Origin of the sequence: Nocardia arthritidis, assembly GCF_011801145.1 — a bacterium.
Classification (GTDB): Bacteria; Actinomycetota; Actinomycetes; order Mycobacteriales; family Mycobacteriaceae; genus Nocardia; species Nocardia arthritidis_A.
The window spans coordinates 9537645-9557277 of sequence record NZ_CP046172.1 but is presented as its reverse complement, the minus strand read 5'-3'; the positions used below and the strand labels follow the sequence as shown (position 1 = coordinate 9557277).

The 19633-nt window shown below is 60.8% G+C and carries 15 protein-coding genes and 2 pseudogenes; 8 read left to right on the top strand and 9 right to left on the bottom strand.

The annotated features are described in order from the left end of the window. The first annotated feature begins 8 nt into the window (after positions 1-8). The 6 genes from F5544_RS43480 (at position 9) to F5544_RS43455 (ending at position 6819) form a co-directional block, all read left to right on the top strand. The gene (locus F5544_RS43480) at positions 9-275 is read left to right on the top strand and encodes a hypothetical protein (protein ID WP_203217475.1); all 267 of its coding nucleotides are present in this window, start codon (positions 9-11) and stop codon (positions 273-275) included. Next, the gene (locus tag F5544_RS43475) at positions 276-2081 is read left to right on the top strand and encodes a DNA polymerase (protein ID WP_167478527.1); all 1806 of its coding nucleotides are present in this window, start codon (positions 276-278) and stop codon (positions 2079-2081) included. A gap of 842 nt (positions 2082-2923) precedes the next feature. Beyond that, positions 2924-3823: an AAA family ATPase gene (locus F5544_RS43470; RefSeq protein WP_167478526.1), complete on the top strand. Its 900-nt coding sequence runs from the start codon at positions 2924-2926 to the stop codon at positions 3821-3823. 1 nt (position 3824) lies between these two features. After that, entirely contained in the window at positions 3825-5114 is a 1290-nt protein-coding gene (locus tag F5544_RS43465; protein ID WP_238846966.1) for an RNA ligase family protein, read from the top strand. A gap of 263 nt (positions 5115-5377) precedes the next feature. After that, the gene (locus F5544_RS47710; RefSeq protein ID WP_167478525.1) at positions 5378-5563 is read left to right on the top strand and encodes a helix-turn-helix domain-containing protein; all 186 of its coding nucleotides are present in this window, start codon (positions 5378-5380) and stop codon (positions 5561-5563) included. A 53-nt stretch (positions 5564-5616) separates the two neighbouring features. Continuing rightward, entirely contained in the window at positions 5617-6819 is a 1203-nt protein-coding gene (locus tag F5544_RS43455; RefSeq protein ID WP_167478524.1) for a tyrosine-type recombinase/integrase, read from the top strand. Between the two features lie 315 nt (positions 6820-7134). On the opposite strand, the gene F5544_RS43450 is transcribed toward F5544_RS43455, so the two are convergent. After that, a complete protein-coding gene (locus tag F5544_RS43450) occupies positions 7135-8604 on the bottom strand; it encodes an alpha/beta hydrolase (protein WP_167478523.1) in 1470 nt (489 codons plus the stop codon). A gap of 207 nt (positions 8605-8811) precedes the next feature. Next, positions 8812-9008, bottom strand: a pseudogene (locus F5544_RS46905) (IS1634 family transposase); the annotation flags it as partial. 142 nt (positions 9009-9150) lie between these two features. Between F5544_RS46905 and F5544_RS46900 the strand changes: the two are divergent. Continuing rightward, positions 9151-9462, top strand: a complete 312-nt coding sequence (locus F5544_RS46900) for a hypothetical protein (protein WP_238846965.1) — start codon at positions 9151-9153, stop codon at positions 9460-9462. Positions 9463-9521: 59 nt separating this feature from the next. Here F5544_RS46900 and F5544_RS43440 read toward each other — a convergent pair whose 3' ends face one another. The 5 genes and pseudogenes from F5544_RS43440 to F5544_RS43425 all read right to left on the bottom strand — a co-directional run bounded on the left by F5544_RS43440 (position 9522) and on the right by F5544_RS43425 (position 13451). Next, positions 9522-10268, bottom strand: a complete 747-nt coding sequence (locus F5544_RS43440; protein WP_167478522.1) for a DUF4261 domain-containing protein — start codon at positions 10266-10268, stop codon at positions 9522-9524. Positions 10269-10414: 146 nt separating this feature from the next. Further along, positions 10415-11104, bottom strand: coding sequence for a hypothetical protein (locus F5544_RS43435; protein WP_167478521.1), 690 nt, complete (start codon positions 11102-11104; stop codon positions 10415-10417). A 4-nt stretch (positions 11105-11108) separates the two neighbouring features. Beyond that, positions 11109-11705, bottom strand: coding sequence for a M57 family metalloprotease (locus F5544_RS46895; RefSeq protein ID WP_238847552.1), 597 nt, complete (start codon positions 11703-11705; stop codon positions 11109-11111). A gap of 6 nt (positions 11706-11711) precedes the next feature. After that, positions 11712-11804: pseudogene (locus F5544_RS46890) on the bottom strand (LGFP repeat-containing protein); the annotation flags it as partial. 681 nt (positions 11805-12485) lie between these two features. Further along, the gene (locus F5544_RS43425) at positions 12486-13451 is read right to left on the bottom strand and encodes an alpha/beta fold hydrolase (RefSeq protein WP_203217474.1); all 966 of its coding nucleotides are present in this window, start codon (positions 13449-13451) and stop codon (positions 12486-12488) included. Positions 13452-13834: 383 nt separating this feature from the next. Between F5544_RS43425 and F5544_RS43420 the strand changes: the two genes are divergently transcribed. Next, positions 13835-15310: a hypothetical protein gene (locus F5544_RS43420; RefSeq protein WP_167478520.1), complete on the top strand. Its 1476-nt coding sequence runs from the start codon at positions 13835-13837 to the stop codon at positions 15308-15310. A gap of 829 nt (positions 15311-16139) precedes the next feature. On the opposite strand, the gene F5544_RS43415 is transcribed toward F5544_RS43420, so the two are convergent. Together F5544_RS43415 and F5544_RS43410 are read right to left on the bottom strand one after the other, a co-directional pair. Then, positions 16140-17741, bottom strand: coding sequence for a lipase family protein (locus tag F5544_RS43415; RefSeq protein ID WP_167478519.1), 1602 nt, complete (start codon positions 17739-17741; stop codon positions 16140-16142). Between the two features lie 268 nt (positions 17742-18009). Further along, positions 18010-19512: an APC family permease gene (locus F5544_RS43410; RefSeq protein ID WP_167479906.1), complete on the bottom strand. Its 1503-nt coding sequence runs from the start codon at positions 19510-19512 to the stop codon at positions 18010-18012. Positions 19513-19633 lie beyond the last annotated feature (121 nt).

The window sequence follows — 19633 nt, the reverse complement described above, 5'->3', positions numbered from 1 at the left end:
GTACCGCTATGAGTTGGAATTATATTCCGGGTTCTCTTCTTGCTGAACCGGCAGACATCGAGACCTTGAAGCGCCGGATTTCCGAGCTGGAACGAGAGAACACCGAGCTTAGACGAAAGACTGATAACCGGAAGAAGCTGAGCGCAAGAGAGGTCGAGCTTATCCGCCGCTTGGGTGGGCAAGGTTACCCGCATCGGATGCTCGCCGAATCGTTCGACGTGAACAAAGCGACGATTTCGCGAACGATCAACGGCACCTATCACAAGGCGGAATGATTGCGCGAATACCCGTACAGAATCGGGTCCGAACCCGTCACGGTGCGGGTACCAGAAAATGATGAAGATCTCGCCACATTCTGGGAATGGCTGACGGCCGTAGCCGAACTTCCTATCGGGGTGGACTCGGAAACCACTGGCCTCGACATCTACGCGGACACGAATCGACTACGCACAGTCCAGTTCGGTAGCGAATGGGACGGCTGGGTTATCCCGGTCGAGAAAGGCTCCAAATTCTATCAAGCCGCACGGCTCGCGCTAGAACGACTCGAACACCCTGTACTTCATAACGCGGCTTTCGATCTCCAGGTTTTCGACAGGCATCTAGAGATGCCAATGGAACAGCTTTGGTCCAAGGTCACAGATACCAGGATTATTGCCCATCTCGCCGACCCGCGTGGACAAGAAGAAGGCGGTACAGGACACGGCCTAGAGCAGCTGATTAGGGAGCACATAGACCCGGTGGTCGCCGATGAGGTTAAGGGTCTAATGGCTCGACTGGCCAAGGAACATAAAACAACGAAAGACCGGATTTGGTCCAGCATTGGTATCGACCATCCGGATTACACCATGTACGCCGGTATGGACCCGATCCTAGCTATCCGGCTGTATTGGAAGCTTAACCCGCTCGTGCCGCACTACTCGCGGCATCTGATCGGATACGAGCACAAGCTCGCGGAAATCTGCTCGTACATGGAACGCGCGGGTTTCAAACTCGATGTCGAGTACACGTTGGATCTTCGTACCCGGCTGACCATCGAAGAAGAAGAGGCGGTTTGGCACGCAGAAACCTTCTTTGATGTGGACTCGGTCAACTCCAGTGAGCAGGTAGCCGATGCCCTAGAAGGACTAGGGCATCGGTTCACGGAGTTTACAAACACCGGAAAGCGGAAGGTCGATAAGAAGCTGCTCGATTCGCTTCTAACCGATACACCGGAGGTCGGTAGTCCGGGGCACCTCGCGGCAGCGGTAACCGAAGCTAAACGGGCTAGGAAGTGGCGAACTACATGGATTGATGGGTTTCTCAAAGGCATGGACAGCAACGGCCGTGTCCACCCCTCAATCCTTCCTCTAAGGGCACGTACGGCCCGGATGAGCATCCAGGGCATTCCGGCTCAAACACTGCCCTCGGGGGATTGGATGGTACGGCGCTGCTTTATCGCAGACCCGGGCCAAACCATCGTTAGCGTGGACTACAAGGCGCAAGAATTACGAGTGTTGGCGGCATTGTCCGGCGATCCAACTATGCGAGAAGCCTTCGCCACGAATGCCGATCTTCATCAGGTAACCGCTGATGCTGCGGGCGTTGACCGCAAGGTCGGCAAGATGGCGAATTTCTTGGTTGCCTATGGCGGTGGCGCTAAGAAGTTAGCCGAGAACGCGAGTATTTCTTTCCTCGCCGCAAAGCGTGTTCTCGAAAGCTTCAACAGAACATACCCGAAAGTAGACGAGTTCTCTGAAAAGATTCAGAACGAGGCGAAGAATAGCGGCTACGTGATTACTCCCACGGGCCGTAGGCTGCCAGTAGATCCGGACCGCGCATACTCGGCGCTCAACTACATGATTCAGTCAACATCGAGAGATGTCACTTGCCGAGGACTTATCAACCTCCACAAGGCCGGGTTTACTCCATACCTACGGTTACCGGTACACGATGAAGTCGTCGCATCCATACCGGCAAATAAAGCCCAATGGGGGGCAAAAGAGATCGCTCGCTTGATGGCAATGGAGTTCCGTGGAGTACTAATCGACACCGACCCAGAGATCTACGGCCCTTCCTGGGGGCACGGATACATGAGCAAATAGCGCAAAGGCTGAACCGGATACACGCAAGGAGCCGAATTACCCGATCATATGAAGTTATTCAAAGTCGAACGAATCGACAGCAAAACGGCTATGCCCCTCCTGATAGAAAAACACTACCTACACCGGAGGGCGCCAGCTAGCCACTGTTTCGGCCTCTACGACCGGGAACATCTAGTCGGGGCAGTCACCTTCGGAACCCCGCCCAGTAGGCACCTACAGCAGTCCGTATGCCCTTCGAACCCGTCCAGGGTAATAGAACTCAATCGGCTATGGACACTCGATGAGCTACCTAAGAACACCGGATCATGGTTCGTTTCACGGGCCTTGAAAGCCCTACCGCCGCTGTTAGTGCCATCGTATGCGGATACGAGTGTCGGGCATTACGGATACATATATCGAGCCCTGAACTTCCATTACGCCGGCTGGACCGACATGGAAAGAAGGACGCCACGGCTCGACTACGTGCCGATAGACCCTAGCAAGCATCCAAGAGACGCGTACAGAAGCGGAATATCACACACAGTACGCAGGGTTCCGAAAGTCAAATACTGGATAGCCACAGGCAACCGGGCAGAGAGAAGGCACCTCGAATCTATCTGCGGATGGCCGTCACTCGACTGGAACACCTTACCACCACCGAGGTATCAGCAAGACCAGCTCGCCGCATAACCGATGATTCGGAGCACATGTTAATGAGTTCACCAATACCATTCTTCGCCGGTATGTGCTGCATCTGTTTCCAACCAATAAGCCCCGGCGAGTATGCCCGAGATGCCGAAGGCGAGTGGGATGCCCACAAAGGTACGTGCGCTCAAGAAGCAGGAATAGAAGAGGTTGAATGAGTGACAGAACTTGTGATCACTCGCGGCTACCCAGGTAGCGGCAAAACCACGTACGCGCGGCAATGGGCCGCTCAACCCGGTAGAGCCAAAGCACCGAGCCGGGACGAGCTTCGGAACACGTTGTACGGAATCGAAGGGTTCGGGACACCCCAGCAAGAACAGGTCATAACAGCAGTTCAGAAAGCCGCCGTGCGGGTACTCCTGGACTCGGGGTTGTCGGTTGTCATCGACGACACGAATCTACGGACCCGGCACGCAAGAGACTGGGCGGACCTCGCTCTAGAACACAACGTTCATTTCGAAGTAGTCGATATCAAAGCTGGCCTAGAAGACTGTATAGCCAGAAACGAGGCGCGCGGTTATGCGGGCGGAAGATACGTAGACCCACAAGCTATCGAAGATATCGCCCGCCGCTTTCCCATTGAGAACTGGCAGACGATTACACCCCGCCCCGAGCTAGCCGTAACACCATACATTCCGGACTTCACGAAGCCGTCGGCTTGGATCTTCGACATAGACGGAACTCTTGCCCAGATGTCCGGACGCGGACCCTTCGACTGGCACCGGGTAAGAGAGGACACGGTAAATCTTGCCGTGGTGCAAACCCTCTGGGCGCTAGATGATACTGGAGCAAAGATAATCATAGTGTCGGGCCGGGACTCAGTGTGCAGACGCGACACGATTATCTGGCTCGGAGAACAATGCATACCCACCGAGTATGTATATATGCGGCCGGAAGGCGATAATCGAGAAGACACGATAGTAAAGCTTGAACTCTTCGATAAGTATATCCGCGACAGCTTCAATGTTCGCGGCGTATTCGATGATCGGAACCGTGTCGTAGACATGTGGCGTCGACTCGGTATCAGAACATTTCAGGTAGCAGAAGGGAACTTCTAGATTGGCCTTGACCTTCCACCAACCAAAAAACGAAAACTATGCGGCCGTCATAACCTCGGTCAAGGCGGTGGTTTCGCTTCCTAACCGTGATCGCATAGAGGCGCTGCCCTTGTTCGGCCATCAAGCAATTGCCTCGAAAGGCTGGAAACCCGGAGACCTCGGAGTTTTCTTCCCGGCAGAGGTCCAACTCAGCCATGAATACGCGTCGATCAACAACCTCTACCGCCACGAGCATATGAATGAAGACCCCAGCCAGAAAGGCTATCTTGAGGATAACCGTCGAGTGAAAGCAATCCGACTCGGCGGCCATCGTTCGAACGCGCTGTTTATGCCGCTATCGTCGCTTGAGTTCACCGGAGTGAACACGAGCCTTTTGCGGGAGGGCGACACGTTCGATACTCTCGGCGGATTTGAGATCTGCCGTAAGTATGAGGTTCGGAAACCGCAGGGGCCTAACAGTCAGGTTCCGAAGCTCCAGCGCAGCCGGGTGGATGGCAAGCTTTTCCCTCAGCATATCGACACGGGTAACTGGTGGCGGATGCAGCACAACGTCGACGGCGGAGATTATCTTTACGTGACTCAGAAGCTGCATGGCAGCTCCGTCCGTATCGGAAACACGATCGTTAAGCGCAAGCTCACCCTGCGCGATAGGTTCGGCCGGTTCATCGGTGCCAAGATCCAAGAGACCGAATACGACAACGTCTACGGCTCCCGCCGTGTAATCAAGGATGCCAACGCTCACACGACTCACTACTACTCGTCGGATATCTGGACTCGGGCCGGTAAGAAGCTAGATGGACTAATCCCTGCCGGTTATATGGTCTTCGGTGAACTCATCGGCTGGACACCGGACCACGAACCTATCCAGAAGGGCTACACCTACCAAGTACCCAAAGGTGAATCTCGGCTCTACGTCTACCGAGTGGCACACGTCAACGCCCAAGGCATCGTTACTGACCTCTCTTGGCCTCAGGTAGAAGAGTTTTGCCGAAACCTAGGTCTTAGTACCGTCCCGCTTCTCTGGACGGGCTACGCGGACGACTTCGACGTAGATGTTTGGATGAATCGGCGATATGCCGACGATTGGGTTTGCGCCTACATCGACCAACCTGTACAGCTGGACCCGGGCAAGACGGTAGACGAAGGTGTTGTCATTCGTATCGAAGGGATGACACCCCAGCTGCTCAAGGCCAAGTCTCCGGACTTCTTGGAGCACGAAACCAAGATGCTCGACACGGGTGTTGATGATCTGGAGTCGAGTCAGGGCGAAGATCTTGCCGACGCCGCGTAAGCGTGGTGATGCAGGGCAGCTACCCATATGCCTGCTACGCTTTACCGGATCAACTAGGAGCTGAGCCGCCCCTAGTCTGATTACCCCGAACACAGGCCCCGATGCATCCGAGCATCGGGGCCTGTTCTCGTTCGGGTACTCGTGGTCTCTTCCCAGACCCAGGCAATGTAGTTGGCCGTGTGAATGCCAGTCAAGCAACGTTGCTTAGTTAACTCCGAGCCAATTTGGGATTAGTAGACACCCGCACATAAGGACCGGTATCTATGTCTCCAGGCGGAAGCAACCGCCTTCTGACCCCTCAAGAAGTAGCCGAATGGCTCAAGGTCAGCGAAATCACTGTCAAGAACAAGTACCGGATATGGGGCCTTAAATCGCAGAAGGTTGGGAGGCTTCTCCGCTTCCGTGAGCGGGATGTCGTGGCCTATCTGGATGCCCATTACGGAGAGTAGGAACGAGTAATGCCAGTGCTTGGTCAGACTGAGCTTATGGAGGAGGAGTAGAGATGGCTACTGTCTTCCAGAAATGCAAGTCCGACGAGGACAACAAGAATTACCCGTGCGATAAGGCACGCTGCGGCCATCCCTGGACGGTTAGGTACCGGGAGAACGGTGGTCGATCCGGTAGACAACGTGAGAAGACGTTTCCTAAGAAGACCGGCCCAGACGGCGCGGATGCCTTTGCTACGAAGGTTGAAAACGACAAGCTAGAGGGGATTGTATCTGTCCAACGCCCGAAGTACACGCTCAAGGCTTGGGGCGACAAGTGGCTTGGCGGTCGTATGCTGTCCGATCGGATACGGCGCGACTACGAATGGTTCTTCGAAAATCGGCTGTATGCCCAGTTAGGGCAGGACACGGACATGGCTGCAATCCCACCGAGCGATCTACAAGCGTTCGTTGTCTACCTGCAAGAATGTGGTTACGAGCCACGGACTATCGCTGACTGGATAGCCAAGATCCGGGGCATGTTCAATGCTGCCGTGGCTGAAGAAGTACGGGGCACCAACCCAGCTGCCGACCCGAAGGCACCTCTAGCACTGCCCCGTGTTAGCGGTCGGGCCGTGGACGACGACGAGATCCCCTCAGCGGAGCATGTTTGGCTTATCGCGGACGCTATCGAGCCGACCCTCAAACTTGCCGTCCTAGCCCAGAGCGGGGCCGGTATGAGGCTTAGTGAGTCTCTAGCTCTTGGACCAACCACGGTCCGGGGTGGCGACTTCCGGATTCGCTGGCAGACGAGCTACGAGACTGAGCCTCGGCTACGGGCGCTTAAGCACCGGGCGGAGGGGGAATACCGGGACTCACCTGCTGCGCCGTCGCTTCTGGAGGAGCTTGACGCACATACGCGCAAGTACGGCTGTGTTCGTCGGACTGCGCAAGCGGGCAAGACTACCTTTCACGAAGAAGTCGCCATTCACCGTGCGGGCGGCAAGCTGCTTAACAAGAGTCACTTTCAGTACTACTTCTTTAAAGCTCAGAAAAAGACTGGATTAGTGACCCCTGATGGGAAGCCGCTCTACCATCCCCACCACTTGCGGCACTTCTACGCAAGCACGGCCCTGGCCAACAAGGTTCCGATTTTGAACGTCAGTAGATGGCTCGGGCACCGGAGTATTCAGGTGACGGGTGACATCTACGGCCACCTTGTACCGGCAATGGACTTGGCCGCGAAGCTCGCGCTTGAGGCGGCGCTATGGGCCGAATGAGGACGGAGTCAACACGATCTAACTACCGTGCTGACTTGGTGCTGATTGAATGGCCGGAATTGGAGCTAAAGCCCTGGTCGGAGCAACTTTCGACCATTGAACTACATCGGCCTGCACCGGAGTGCGTTCGCCACCTTATCAGACCAGGGCCTATGCGGGGCAAGTCTTGCCTGTCGTGCCTGGTACCAGACCCCAGAGGGGGCCTGGTCCACCTTTACTCCATGTTTTCAGGGGGAGGGGTCAGGCGTCGCCGGACTCGGCGAAGGAGGCCACGTAGTCCTCGACGTCGGTGATGAAGTCGTCACTGTGGAGTGTTCAGGCGAAGGGGATCGTGTCCGGGCTGCAGGTCGTACCTTCGGCGGGCAGCGTGTCCGATGCCAGGTAGTCAGAGACCGCGCGGACCGCGCAGCTGGACTGTTGGGTGACGACGTGACCGATTCCTTCGTGGACGAGTACCCGGCTGCCGGCGAGTCGCCGGGCGACGTCGAGCGCTCCTGCGAGGGGTGTGGCCGGGTCGAACCGGCTGTTGAGGATCAGCGCGGGGGTGTCGGTGCGTGTGTCCCAGGGACCGGTGTAGCGGTCGGTCGGATTCGATTGCCAGAACGCGCATTGGCTCGTGTCGTATGCCCGCAGCGTTGCGAAGCCCGGCGCGAGGCTCTCGCGTCGTTGCGCTGCCGACCACCAGGCGGGCGCAAATCGGGGTAGCTGGTCGTCGTTGCAGGTGAATGCGCTGTAGGCCGCGGCCCACGGGGAGTATGCGCGGTCGAGGCCGCTGGGATCGATCTTCTCGATCACGAGCTGAGCCAATGCGGCGGTGGCCTGGGTATCGCTCGGCGAGGTCGTCACCCGGTGGGCGAGATGCAGCACCTGGTCGAACCCCGCCTCGGGCCACATCCACGGTTGGTACAGCATTCCGCCAAGGTAGGACACGAGTTTGGAGTAGGTGAGCGACGTCTGGGCACCATTCGGTGCGACAAGCGCCAATGGGTGCTCCCGCAGCGCGGCCAGCAGCGCCGGAAAGGCCCGCACCGGATCGTCGGCGGCAAAAGCGCACGATCGTCCCGCGGCGCACAGGCGCAGTGCCTCGTTCATGGCCTCCGTGGTCGCGACGTCGCCGCCGGTTCGTTCCGAGGACACCGAGTCGGCCGGTCCGCTCGAGGTCCAGGCTGGGTCTTGCACACTGTCCAGAACGAACGAACCGACCTGGCGCGGAAACAGATTCGCGTAGACCAGGCCGAGTGCGGCGCCGTAGGACTGACCCAGGAAATTCAACCTCGGCTCACCGAGCGCGGCGCGCACCAGGTCGAGGTCGCGCGCCACCGCCGCCGTGGTCAGATGGTCGAGCAGGCTACCGCTGTGCTGTCGGCACGCTGCGGCGAATTCGGCATCTCGGACCGCACGCGCCGCGGCATCCAGCGGTCCCATGGGGACGGCGGTGAGTTCGGAACCGAATGTGGTGGCGGCCGTGGGGGTGTCGAAGCAGGTCACCGCTGGCGTGGCGAAGCCGATGCCGCGCTGATCGACCGCGATCACGTCGTAGCGATCCCAGACCCGGTCATCCCAGGGGGCCCGCATCGCGCCGGACGCCAAGCTCGCCAAGTACACCGACGACGGGTAGCCCGGCCCACCCCGATTGATCACCAGGCTGCCGCGGCGCTGTCCCGGATCCCGCGCGGGTGCCTTGAACAGCGCGATCCGTGCCGTGGTTCCGTTCGGCTCGGTGTGGTCCATCGGCACCTCGAGGGTGGCGCACTGCAACCGCTCGAAACCCGGAATCTGCTCCACGGCAGGACAATTGACCCACTCCAGCGCAGGCTCTCCGGCATCGGCGGCACCCCCGCCCACCACTGTGCTACCCACCATGAGTACCGTCGCACCGATCGCTCGGCACCACCTCGCAATAGTGGCCATCCACCGAAACTATCTGATGCGAGCACACTTCACACATCCGTACCGAGCATCACCAGCACCCAGTTCCCGACTTGGCTCAATTTAGCGCGCACCGTTGGTGATTGGGGCGAGTGCTCGGCGGAGGTCGTCGGGTAGGAGGTCGGCAGCGGTGATGGTGTGGTGGCCGGTGCTGATCTCGATGGTGCGGTAGCGACGTGCGGTCTGCGCGAATTTCTTGATGCTCCAACCGGTTCGGGTTCGATCCAGTGGGACACGGCCAGGGCGGCGAACACGATGGCACGAGATCACCGAGATCCTCAACCGGCCGATCAGCCAGGAACTGCTGGCCCGCGACCTGACCCGCCTGGCCTACGTCGCCAAGGACGGCACACCGCGCAGCATCCCGATCGCCTTCACTTGGAACGGTTCGCAGATCGTGCTGTGCACCTCGAAGAACGCCACGAAACTGACTGCGCTGCAAAAGAATCCGATGATCGCCTGACGATCGACACCGAGGTGAACCCGCCGAAGATCCTGCTCATCCGCGAGCGGGCCGAGCTGGACGTCGTCGACGGCATCCCGGACGAGTATCTCCAGATGAATGGCGGCTACAAGATGACACCCGAGCAGCGCGTCGAGTGGGAGGCCGGGTCCGCTCGCTCTACGACGGCATGGTGCGGATCGTCGTCACCCCGACCTGGGCGTAACTCATCGACTTCGAAACCACCCTGCCCACCGCCGTCGAGGAGCTGATCCGGCGGCGGGTCGAACGTCAGCGCGCCTGAAATCGATGCGGCCAGAACCGAATCGGGCTACGGTGCCGGGGTGAGGCGCCAGTAACCGTACGGGTTGAAGTAGAAGTCATCCTCTTCGTATCGCGCACACGGGAATTGGCGGAGAATCCAGCGGGGCGCGTCCTCGGCGAGGCGGAAGCCGGCGCCGTCCCGCATCTCCTGCGCGCGCTCCTCGGTCAGCAGATAGAGCGCCAGCTCGTCGATCAGGCGCGCCAGCTCCTGCGGGTCCATCGCATCGCGCGGCTCGATCTCGATATCGGGAAGACCCAGCAGATGCATTCCGCAGCTGTAGTACACGTCGTCGTCGACGATCGGCCGTTTGACCCAGGCGTAGTAGAGGGCAACGTCCGATGTGTCGTCGTCGGCCGCATCGTCGGCGAATTCGAGCCATTGGTCCCGCCCGTGCGCGAGGCCGTTGCTCTCGTTCTTCACCGCGGTGGCACCGGATTTCAGCAAATCGGCCGTCAGATCGAGGGCCCACCGCGCGGCATCGATCGCGACGAACGGGAAGATCGGGCGGGAGATGAGATAGGCGACAGTATCGTGATCCTCGACCGCTGCCCAGTCGGCCTCGGTGAAAGACACTGCCGCTAGGCAACTCTCGAATGCGTCGGCCATCCGGGGGTCCGGCTCGGCCTCGGAGAACTCGCGGTCGAGCTCGAAACCGGCCTTTTCGGCGCGGCTTTCGATGGCATCGAGGTCCAAGCCGGACCCGAGGACGCAGAGAACATGGCGGGGATAGACGAGAATTTCATTGCCGGTCACGCGGCGACGGTAGGTCAGCACCGGCTACCGTGCGAGACCGTCGTTGTGGGGGCTGCGGCCGCGAACGCCTCACCACAGAGGTCTACCGGGCTCGCCGTCGGCCGCCGATACGGCACACAAGTGAACAATCAACGTAGCTGTCGGAGTTACCGATTTCCTGTCGTCCGGGATGGTGTTGATGTGGACCCGGATGTTGCCGGAGTGCTGGGTGTCGACGAGGGCGCCACCGATGCAGTGGCCGATGACCCGGGCTCGCGTTTGTCTCCTGGGGGGATCTCCTGGGTTATCGATTCTCGCATTTTCTGGATTTTCTCCGGCTCAGTTGCACCGGTGCGCAGGGCTGATTGCACGCCTTGCAGTTCCATCGGAGTCAGTTCGACATCTCCCACTCGAGACGAGACGGTGTACCAGTTCTTGTCCGGTGCGTGTCTGGTGGCGAAGAGGTAGCTCTTGCCGACCGAGAGCAGCGGGTCGTCCTCGATGAGGACGAGTTCGTTTCGCTCGGGCAGAAACCCGCCTTGCTGGTTGACCGTGACGGATTCCGGTAGTTCCCCTTTCAGCGTTTCGAGGACCGTGACCCGGAATTGGGATTCGGGTAAGGACGGTATACGAGATTCGGTTCCGGATTTTTCCGCAACCGTTCCGACGAAGATCGCATCCGCCCACCCTGCCAAGGCGCGTTGATCGGCCTTGTCGAAAGCCCAGGAAGTCTCCACCGTCCTGACTTTTGGCGCTGGATCGTAGGTGCCTCGATCCTGTGCGCACGCCACGAGCGCTGTCAGCACTGTTGCCGATCCGGCCGCCGCTGCTGTTGTCCAGATCTTTTTCTTATTCATTGGATCACCAAAGCTGACGGTAGGAGTCGATGTCTATCGGGCCGAGGGCTGTGTTGTCGTCGGTGTAGGCACCCATGATCTGGAATTTGCAGCTGTGCCGCAGACCGAGAGCATGCCCGAACTCGTGGATAGCCACGTGTTTCTGCATGGCGTCGTTGTACGAGGAGGAGTCGAAATAATGAGTGTTGAACCATAGTCCGTCATGGGTGGCTCCCGGCAGGTACTGGCCGTCCCAATCGACATCGGGCAAATTTACGTCGGTAACCTCGAGTTTTTCTTCGGTACCGATGGGAATATCTGTCGTGACATTGATGCGGCCGCGGATGGCATCCCAGACCGGGTGGACACCGGTGGAGGGCGAGTAATACAGTTCGCCGCCTTCCATGTGCTGGCCGGCGCCGTTGTCGCGGGTGCCGAATTCGTCGCTGGTCGGGAACCCGAGGCGGCCGTTCTCCCAGTCGAGTGAGGCCCACTTGTCGCGGATCAGTCCCCAGATGTTGTGCGCGTCGGTCTCGCTGGACCAGTAGATCGACCCGCCTTCGAAGTTGTTGAAGCGCCCCGGTTTCCGGGTTGGGAGTTCTCTGGTCGTCGGATACTTCAAGGTTCCGTTCTCCCAGCCGAGATCTCCCCATTTGTCCCGGATTCTACCGCCGATCTGGTGGGCGTGGTCGTCGGTGCATTTAAATCTCCACTGGCCCAATGGAATTGCTTGATCTACTCAAATCGTCACATCATCGGGCCTCGGTCGGAAGGTCTCGATGATTGGGATTTTGTCCCCAGCGTCGGACTCGACCCGCCCCGGTTGCGATCGGCGGGCAGCGCACTGCTGGTTGTCTACGCTATTGCGGAATCGGTTGCGGGCAAGGCGATTCTGTACGAAATGTGGGCTCCGGTCGTCGCCGATCAGGCACTGGTGACCATGCTTCATGCCCCTTGCGATCGTGTTCGGTGCCAACCGCGCTACGACACAATGCATTCATCGCTATGGTGCGCTTGCCCGAACAGTGCGGTACAAGGATCGCGTCTTTCACTAACCCCACTAGTCGGGCTAAATCACGTTATGGCTCGGAGTCCACCCTCTGCCAACAAGATTCAACTGCTGGAATTTTCAAGGGCGGCCGTGGGCGTCGGTTCGTGGTCGCGAGTGCGCGGATGAGTTCGGTGACGAGTCGGCGTTGTTCGCGGCCGAGGAGGGCGGCTTCCGGGGGTGGGATGTAGGGCTCGGCGAGTTCGAGGGCGATGCCGGACCACGCCGCGTTCTCGAACGCCCGCGCAGCGGTATTGGTGTGCGTTCGTCCTTATTCGCATCAGCAGTCGCCGTCGTCGCGATCAGGCAGTGATTTTGCCAGGAGCGAGGGGCCTGCGCCCCGGTACCGAGCATCTAGGTGATCAGCCGGTCCAGGATTTCGGCCACCTCCGCCGCCCGCAGGACAAAACCCGTATGGCTGGCGTCCATGGTGTGTACGTCATAACGGTTGTCCGGCGTCAGTGCGTCAGCCTCGGCGATCAAACGGTCCTGCATCGCTATCGGAAGCGAGCGGTCGCCGGTGAGCCGGATATAGGTGCGGGCGATTGTTCCCCAGGTGTCGGCTTGCACCCTGGCGTCGGCCGTCATCACCGCGAGGGATTCATCGGGCTGCAGAATGTTGAGAAAGGCCCGGAATTGCTCGTCGGTGCCATCGGCCATGATCGCTGCCTTGAGCGCGGCAAGCAGGGCGGGATCGGCCGTACGGTAGTTGGCCCGCCCGACGCCGAGTTCCGCCGGGTCGCCCACATTCAACGCGTACAGCGGTGCCAGCAGATTGTCGGCGAACTCGGGCTCCTGCATGTACTCGACGGGGCTGGACCGCTGTACGCACGACCACGCGGAGATGTACACCAGCCTGTCCACAAGTTCGGGCACCGTATTGCCCACTCCGGTGATGGTGGTCCCGCCGAGACTGGCACCTACCAGCACCACGGGACCGTGCTGGGCCAGCCGGCGGACGATATCGACGACCATGTCGACGTTGTCCTGCAAGGTGACCTTGGCCAGCGTCGACGCCTCGGCCGCCCACCCGTCGAGATCCTGCGGGGCCTGATAAGCCACCGGGTATTGCGCGTCGAACCCATGCCCCGGCAGATCGACCGCGAAGCTGCGACGGCCGAGCAACGCCAGTTCCCGCTGGACCGGCGCCCACATGAACGAACTGGAGCCGGACCCGTGGACCAGCACGAACGTAGGATCGGTATGGCGAGTACTCATGATCGGGAGCGTAACGACCACACCACAGCCCGGCATCTGAATATTCAGGACCGACTGGGCGGTGACGCCAAGGCCACCAGCAGACCTGCCGTCGAACGACACGCCCACATCGGCAGTTGCGGATGGTTCGTGAGATCGACTGGCAGCCAACGGCTGTGGCTCATTCGAACGCCCACACAGCGGTGTGGGTTCAAGCGGTCAATGCGCCCACCAGGTCGACGCCAGTGCCGATGTCTGAGCTGAAATCGGATTCAACACTGCTTCGTTCGGTTGTGGGTCTGGCGAGCGCCGTTGACATCGACGGCCGGGCATATCTGCACCGTATCGGGAGCAGTTCGCGCAGTCTTGCCCAATCGTCATCCAGATCACGATGATCGATCGCAGCACCGGAAACCGATGCCGCGGTGGCGAGTTCGATCGAGCTGCACGAATGAGACCAGATCGGTGCCGAGGTCACTTCTGCTACCGGTCGATAGGATCCGATCATGCGTGTGAAGACCGACGAACTGCGGGAATTCCTGATCGATCCGGATCCCGAGATACGTCGGCAGGTGTGGGGTGCACTGGAGGACGACATCTTCGAATGGGAGGTGTTGCACGCTCGTGCCCTTGTGGTGCTACAGGTTTTGGGAGACGAGCAGTTCGCCCACGCCTGGCCGGATTGCATTGAAATATTCCGGGCCATGAGGCCGAACGGCATGGTCTTCACTCTGCTGGTGCGAGCGCTGACGGTCTGGGAGCTGAGCGGTCCGGGTGGCCGGCTGCTCGACGCGCTCGGAGTGCCTGCGGGGACCACACTTCCGGATTTCACCACCGAATCCGTCGGAGAGCTGCGCATCGAATGCCTGATGTGCGAGCGTGAGCGTACCGAGGCACGGGTGTGCAGGCAGGTGGCGGCGCTGGTGATGCTGCTCGCAAGCCGCACCGAATCGGTCCGGCGGCTGGCGTTGGAGCGGTTGGGAAATCTGGGCCCCGGCGTGGCACCGATCCTGCGGACCGTGCGGCGCTCGAAGCTGCCCGGACGGTGCGACGTGTTGCAGGTACTCGCCGAATTCGGCTGGGAGGAAATCGATTCGGCCGATGCCGGATTGCTGCGGCGATTGATTCGGTCCAAGCAACTCACCGAAGTACCCCAGCCGATGGAACTGCGCGCGGGATGGTTCGCGGTGCCGACCACAGACCAGGCGGCCGTACTGGAGGCAATGGACTTACACAATCCGGCACCCGCGACTCTGCGCATGGGATTCGACAGGTACCGCTGGGAACGCACGTGGCAGCCGTTGCCCATCAACTCGTTCTCGTGGCCGTCCGAATACCAGCCGAATTCATACCTGGATCGAGGTGTCTTCGTCACACCGGGGCTGGACGGCTGGACGCTGATAGTCGGTGACACCGCCTGGGCGGATGGAATCTACGGCGACGAGCCGGACGACGAAGTACGCCGCCGCTGCAGACAATTGAGCCGGCGCTTCGGCACCGCGCACTGGTATAGCCACGGCGACAACGGTCACGGTTGGGACGCGGACTGGTGTGTCGCAGCGGATGGCGTGCTCCAGCAGGGCTGCGTGGTCCTCGACGACGAGGTAGTCGTTCTTCCGGACGACTCCGGTCGAAAGTCGACCGTCGAGCAACTGCGGGCCTGGCTGAACGACAACGACCACGGCACGGGGCATCGCGAACCGATCCCCGACAGTTTCCGCGTCCTATCACGCAGAGAAGCCATTGCCGCCCTGCGTGGGAAGTTTCAAGCCAACGACAACGTCGACGACATCGTTGAGGACGAGGTGTCCTATCGCCCGAACGCCCTGACCCACTGGGAATTCGGCGTCAAGGGTGTGTCCTGGCGGCTGTCTGTGAACCCGGAAAGGCTCGGACCACACACCCGGATCGAAGGCACAGGCGTTCTGGCCGTACCGGCCGATGTCCGCGACGAAAGGCGCCGGGGCGCATACCCGATCTAACTGCAGGCCGCTCGACACACCCGAAGGGCGCCCCCGGAAGCGCCGTTCGGGCAACAACTTCTACAGCATGCAGCTGACGTAGCCCTCGACTTCGGTTCCCTCCAAAGCCATTCGGCGGATACGGATGTAATCGACCCGACTTCAAGCCAGTAAGGGGACGGGCGAATGTCCCGCCGCGGCCTACAGGGCCACGCGATATGCGGCTATGCGCGGACGCGGATCCCCTTTTCGAAGGGGGCCCAAGCAATCCCGAGGTCTCCTTCCAGATGCTTCGCGGACTCGTATGCCTGAGACCAGGTCCGATCTTTGTGCAGTCCGTGCCCGGCGATACCGACGACGGATCGCACACGCCGACCAGGGGCTATGCGGGGCAAGTCGATATTCCGCCGGACGGTACTCCTGCGGCACCACCCATCGGCGAAAGTCAGGAGACGGCAATGGGTATCAGGGGAAAGATGGTGGTCACGTTATGTGCTGGAACGGTATTGGCGGCGGCGCCCTTCGCCGCGGTCGATACGGACCCGGTTACGGTGGGGCTGACCGTCACGCAATCTCAGGAAGCTGATCTACTGCGGCAACCCGGCGTTGGGGGCCGGAGCCGCCGCCAGCATCACCGTGACCCTGACGCCCACCGCCACCGGCACCGACAACTTCACCGCGTACGGGCGGATCACCGGCACCAACGACGTCTACGCGCACGCAACGCTCACAGTCTCTTGACGGTTGCTCGGCACACCGCACCTGGCCCGGAGTGTGCGGTGTCGAGCGAAAACCGGTGCTGCGAACGAAGATTCGACATTGTTTGCTGTGGCCGCTTGGCCTGGCCATCTCACCAACCGGGTGGTAGGTGGGGATGACTCGACGAGGGATCGGCGGCCGGTGTTCGGGCGTTGTCGCCGCGCTCGGGTTGCTTGCGGTCCGGCTCGCTGCCCGGGGAGGCGGAGCGGGCGTCGGGTTGGGGAAGGCTGTCAGTCGCTGGGGTGGTGGACGGGGGCGGCGGCAATTCACAGGTATGGGGTGCCGGGACACCGGTCAATCGTTCGCCCAGCCAATGTGTGGCTCCGAAGAAGCCGTTGAAGTAGCCGAGGATGTGTTCGCCGCCGACGATGTTCTTTGTGGCGGGGACTCCGAGAGCGCACTGTTCAGCGTAAAGTGCCTTGGCCTTCTCGACGGGCATCCAGGGGTCGTGCACGCCGTTGTAGATGTATATCGGGATGCCTGCCTTCTTGTCTTTCAGGCTCATCCGCTGGAACAGCATGTTCGCGAATTCGGTGTGCAGCGGGTCGTGGACATTTGCCAAGGCCTCGTACGGTACGAACACTCCGATATCGGCCATGGTGGAGCTGCATACCTCTTTGAGTGGCGAAATCGCCGCCCACTGCGCCAGATGATTCATGCGATCGAGAATTTCGGGATGTTCTCGGGCCAACGCGAGGGTGACGACGAGCATGAGTCCGGATGCGTAGGTGCCGTCGAAGGTCTTGGCGAAGGATTCATAGTCGGTGGGCAGGCCGCCCATTGCGGCTCCAGCAAGGTAAGGGGCCAATTCCGGGGCGTATTCGCCGGACAGCATCGCGGCGCCGTAACTGGCGATTGCGCCGCCGGAGTAACCGGTCATGGCGAAACGACTCTCACCGAACTGCTCGGGCATCAAATGACGAACCGCGCGCACCGTGTCGAGCATTATGTGGCCGGCCACGGTCGGCTCGGCGTAGGCCATCAAGGGACCCTCATGGTCCGGGATCACAACCGCGTAGTTCTGGCTCACGGCCCACATGGTCGGCGACGGGACGAAATCGTTGCCGGTGCCGGAGGTGAGGTCGTAGCCATGGGAGAGTATGTAGCCGGGAGTGCAGCGGTGGTTGAGCGCGTTGATCGGCGGTGCGTTCAGGAGCACCGGGCGATTTCCCGGTCCCGTCCATTGAGTGAAGGGCAACAGCAGCGTCGCGGTCCCGAAGGAAGGCGCACCGGAGGAATTCGTGCTGCGGAATTTCATCTGGATCGCCCGCTGAAAGGGTGCCAGCACTGTTCCCAGGGCCATCAGTACCGCCGGCCACGTGACGTCTCGTGATTCGATGACATCACCGGGTGCGTACTGCGCGAGATTCGTCGGTACGACGTCGAAAAAAGGATCACCGACTGGTGCGGACTGGATCTCGTTCCACAGCGAAGCCGAATTCGGCTGCCCCCCGGGTTGGGTAGCAGCGGAACCGGTCTGGGGTAGGACCGACGATGGCGCGGGAATATGGTCATCGATCCATTGCTGGAAAGGAGTCGGTCCCGGGTCCGCACCAATGGGTGGAGCGGCCGGTGCGGAGGTAGGCGGCTCGGGGTTCCCGGACGCAGGGCTGTCCGCGACGGCAGGGACCTGCCCCAGCGTCAACGAATAACCCAGCACAATCGAGATCGTGATATTTCGTAGCTGTTTCAACGGCCCGCCTGCTCTGTAGGAGTCGTACCCGAACAGATGATCGCGCAGCGCTGGTAATCCGGTAATCGAGCAAATACGCCGGTGCCGCGCCGGTCTCGAAATATACCTTCGGAACCGGAGAATTCAGTGGAAGAGCACGGCGGCGCAGTCGGTTGAAATCAGCGGAGATTGACACCTGGTTCGCCCGCCAGATGGCTATTGAGGCACCCCGCTCGGCCGCGGATAGACGGCGTCGGCTGGCCGGACCCGCCGGCCGGCCAGCCAGACCTCAGCGTTCGTGTGTTTCCTCCAGTACGGTGCGGCCGAGTAGTGCGTAGCGGGACGGGTCGCGCAGTTTCAGATATTGCGCGTAGGCGAAGCCGGCGATCGCCACCGCGGCGACGAGCCAGGGGCTGGCCTTCAGGATCAGGGAGCCGGCCTCGTCGCCTGCGGCGGTGTCCATGTTGAAGATCAGCAGGCAGACCACGCCGAGCATGGCGATACCGCCGAAGAGCGGGGCCACCAGGGTACGGAACCAGTGCCGGCTCTCCGGGTGGTTGCTGCGGAAGTACGCCAGTACCGCGAAGGAGCAGACCGCCTGCACCACCAGGATCGCCATGGTGCCGAGGATCGCCAGCAGCGTGTAGATGCCGGTGTAGGGATCCTTGCCCGCGAGGCCGAAGGCGAGCACAAGCGCTGCGGCGCAGACGGTTTGGACCACACCCGCGATATGCGGCGAGCCGTGCTTGGGATGGGTGCGCCCGATGGTGCGCTGCAGTGACGGCAGCACGCCTTCGCGGCCGAGCGCGTACAGGTAGCGCGCCGCGCAATTGTGAAATGCCATGCCGCAGGCCAACGATCCGGTGATCATCAACCACTGCATGATCATCACGGCCCAGTGGCCGACATAGCGCTCGGTGGGATTGAAGAAGACGTTCATCGGGTTGGCGGAGGCGGCCAGCGACAGCGAATCACCCTGTCCGTTACCGGAAATCGCCATCCACGAGACGAAGACGTAGAACACCCCGACGCCGAGGACCGCGATCATGGTGGCGCGCGGGATGATTCGCTTCGGATCGCGGGATTCCTCGCCGTACATGGCGGTTGATTCGAAGCCGACCCAGGACCAGAACGCGAAGAACAGCCCGAGCCCGGCGGACGCGCCGTGGAATGCGTTGACCGGATTGACCGGCGCCAGCGAGAACCCGTCGGGCCCACCGCCATGCAGCGCCACCGAGACCGCCATGATCGCCAGCACCGTCACCTCGGTACCGAGCAGGACGACCAGCAGCTTCTCCGCCACGTCGACGCCGAACCAGGTGCCGAGTGCATTGATCGCCAACATGATTACCGCGAACACCCACCACGGCACGTGCACACCGAGCTGATCGGTCACCGTATTGGTGGCGAAGCTGGAGAAGATGCCCACCAGCGATGGTTCGAACACCATGTAGGCGAAGGACGCGAGCAGTCCGGCCGCCAAACCGGCGCTGCGCCCGAGCCCGAAGGAGATGAAACCGTAGAACGCGCCCGTCGCGGTGATGTGCTTGGACATCGCGGTGAACCCGACCGCGAAGATGGCCAGCACCACCATCGCGATGAGAAATGCTGCGGGCGTGCCGATTCCGCTACCGGCATTGACCATGAACGGCACGTTGCCGGTCATCGCGGTGATCGGCGCCGCGGTGGCCACGGCCATGAACACCACGCCGAGCAGGCCGACCGCATTCGGCTTCAACCGCGAAACATCTTGTGCCCCAGAGTCTCCGGACGCTTCCGTCGGCCGCGTCATCTGATCCATCCGCCACTCCTCATCCTCGGCCGTATCGACCTTGTGAGGGATTGTGCGTTCCGGAATGTTGCCGGGAGATGAAACCGCGTTACCACCGGCCGCGAATAATATGACGGTCGCC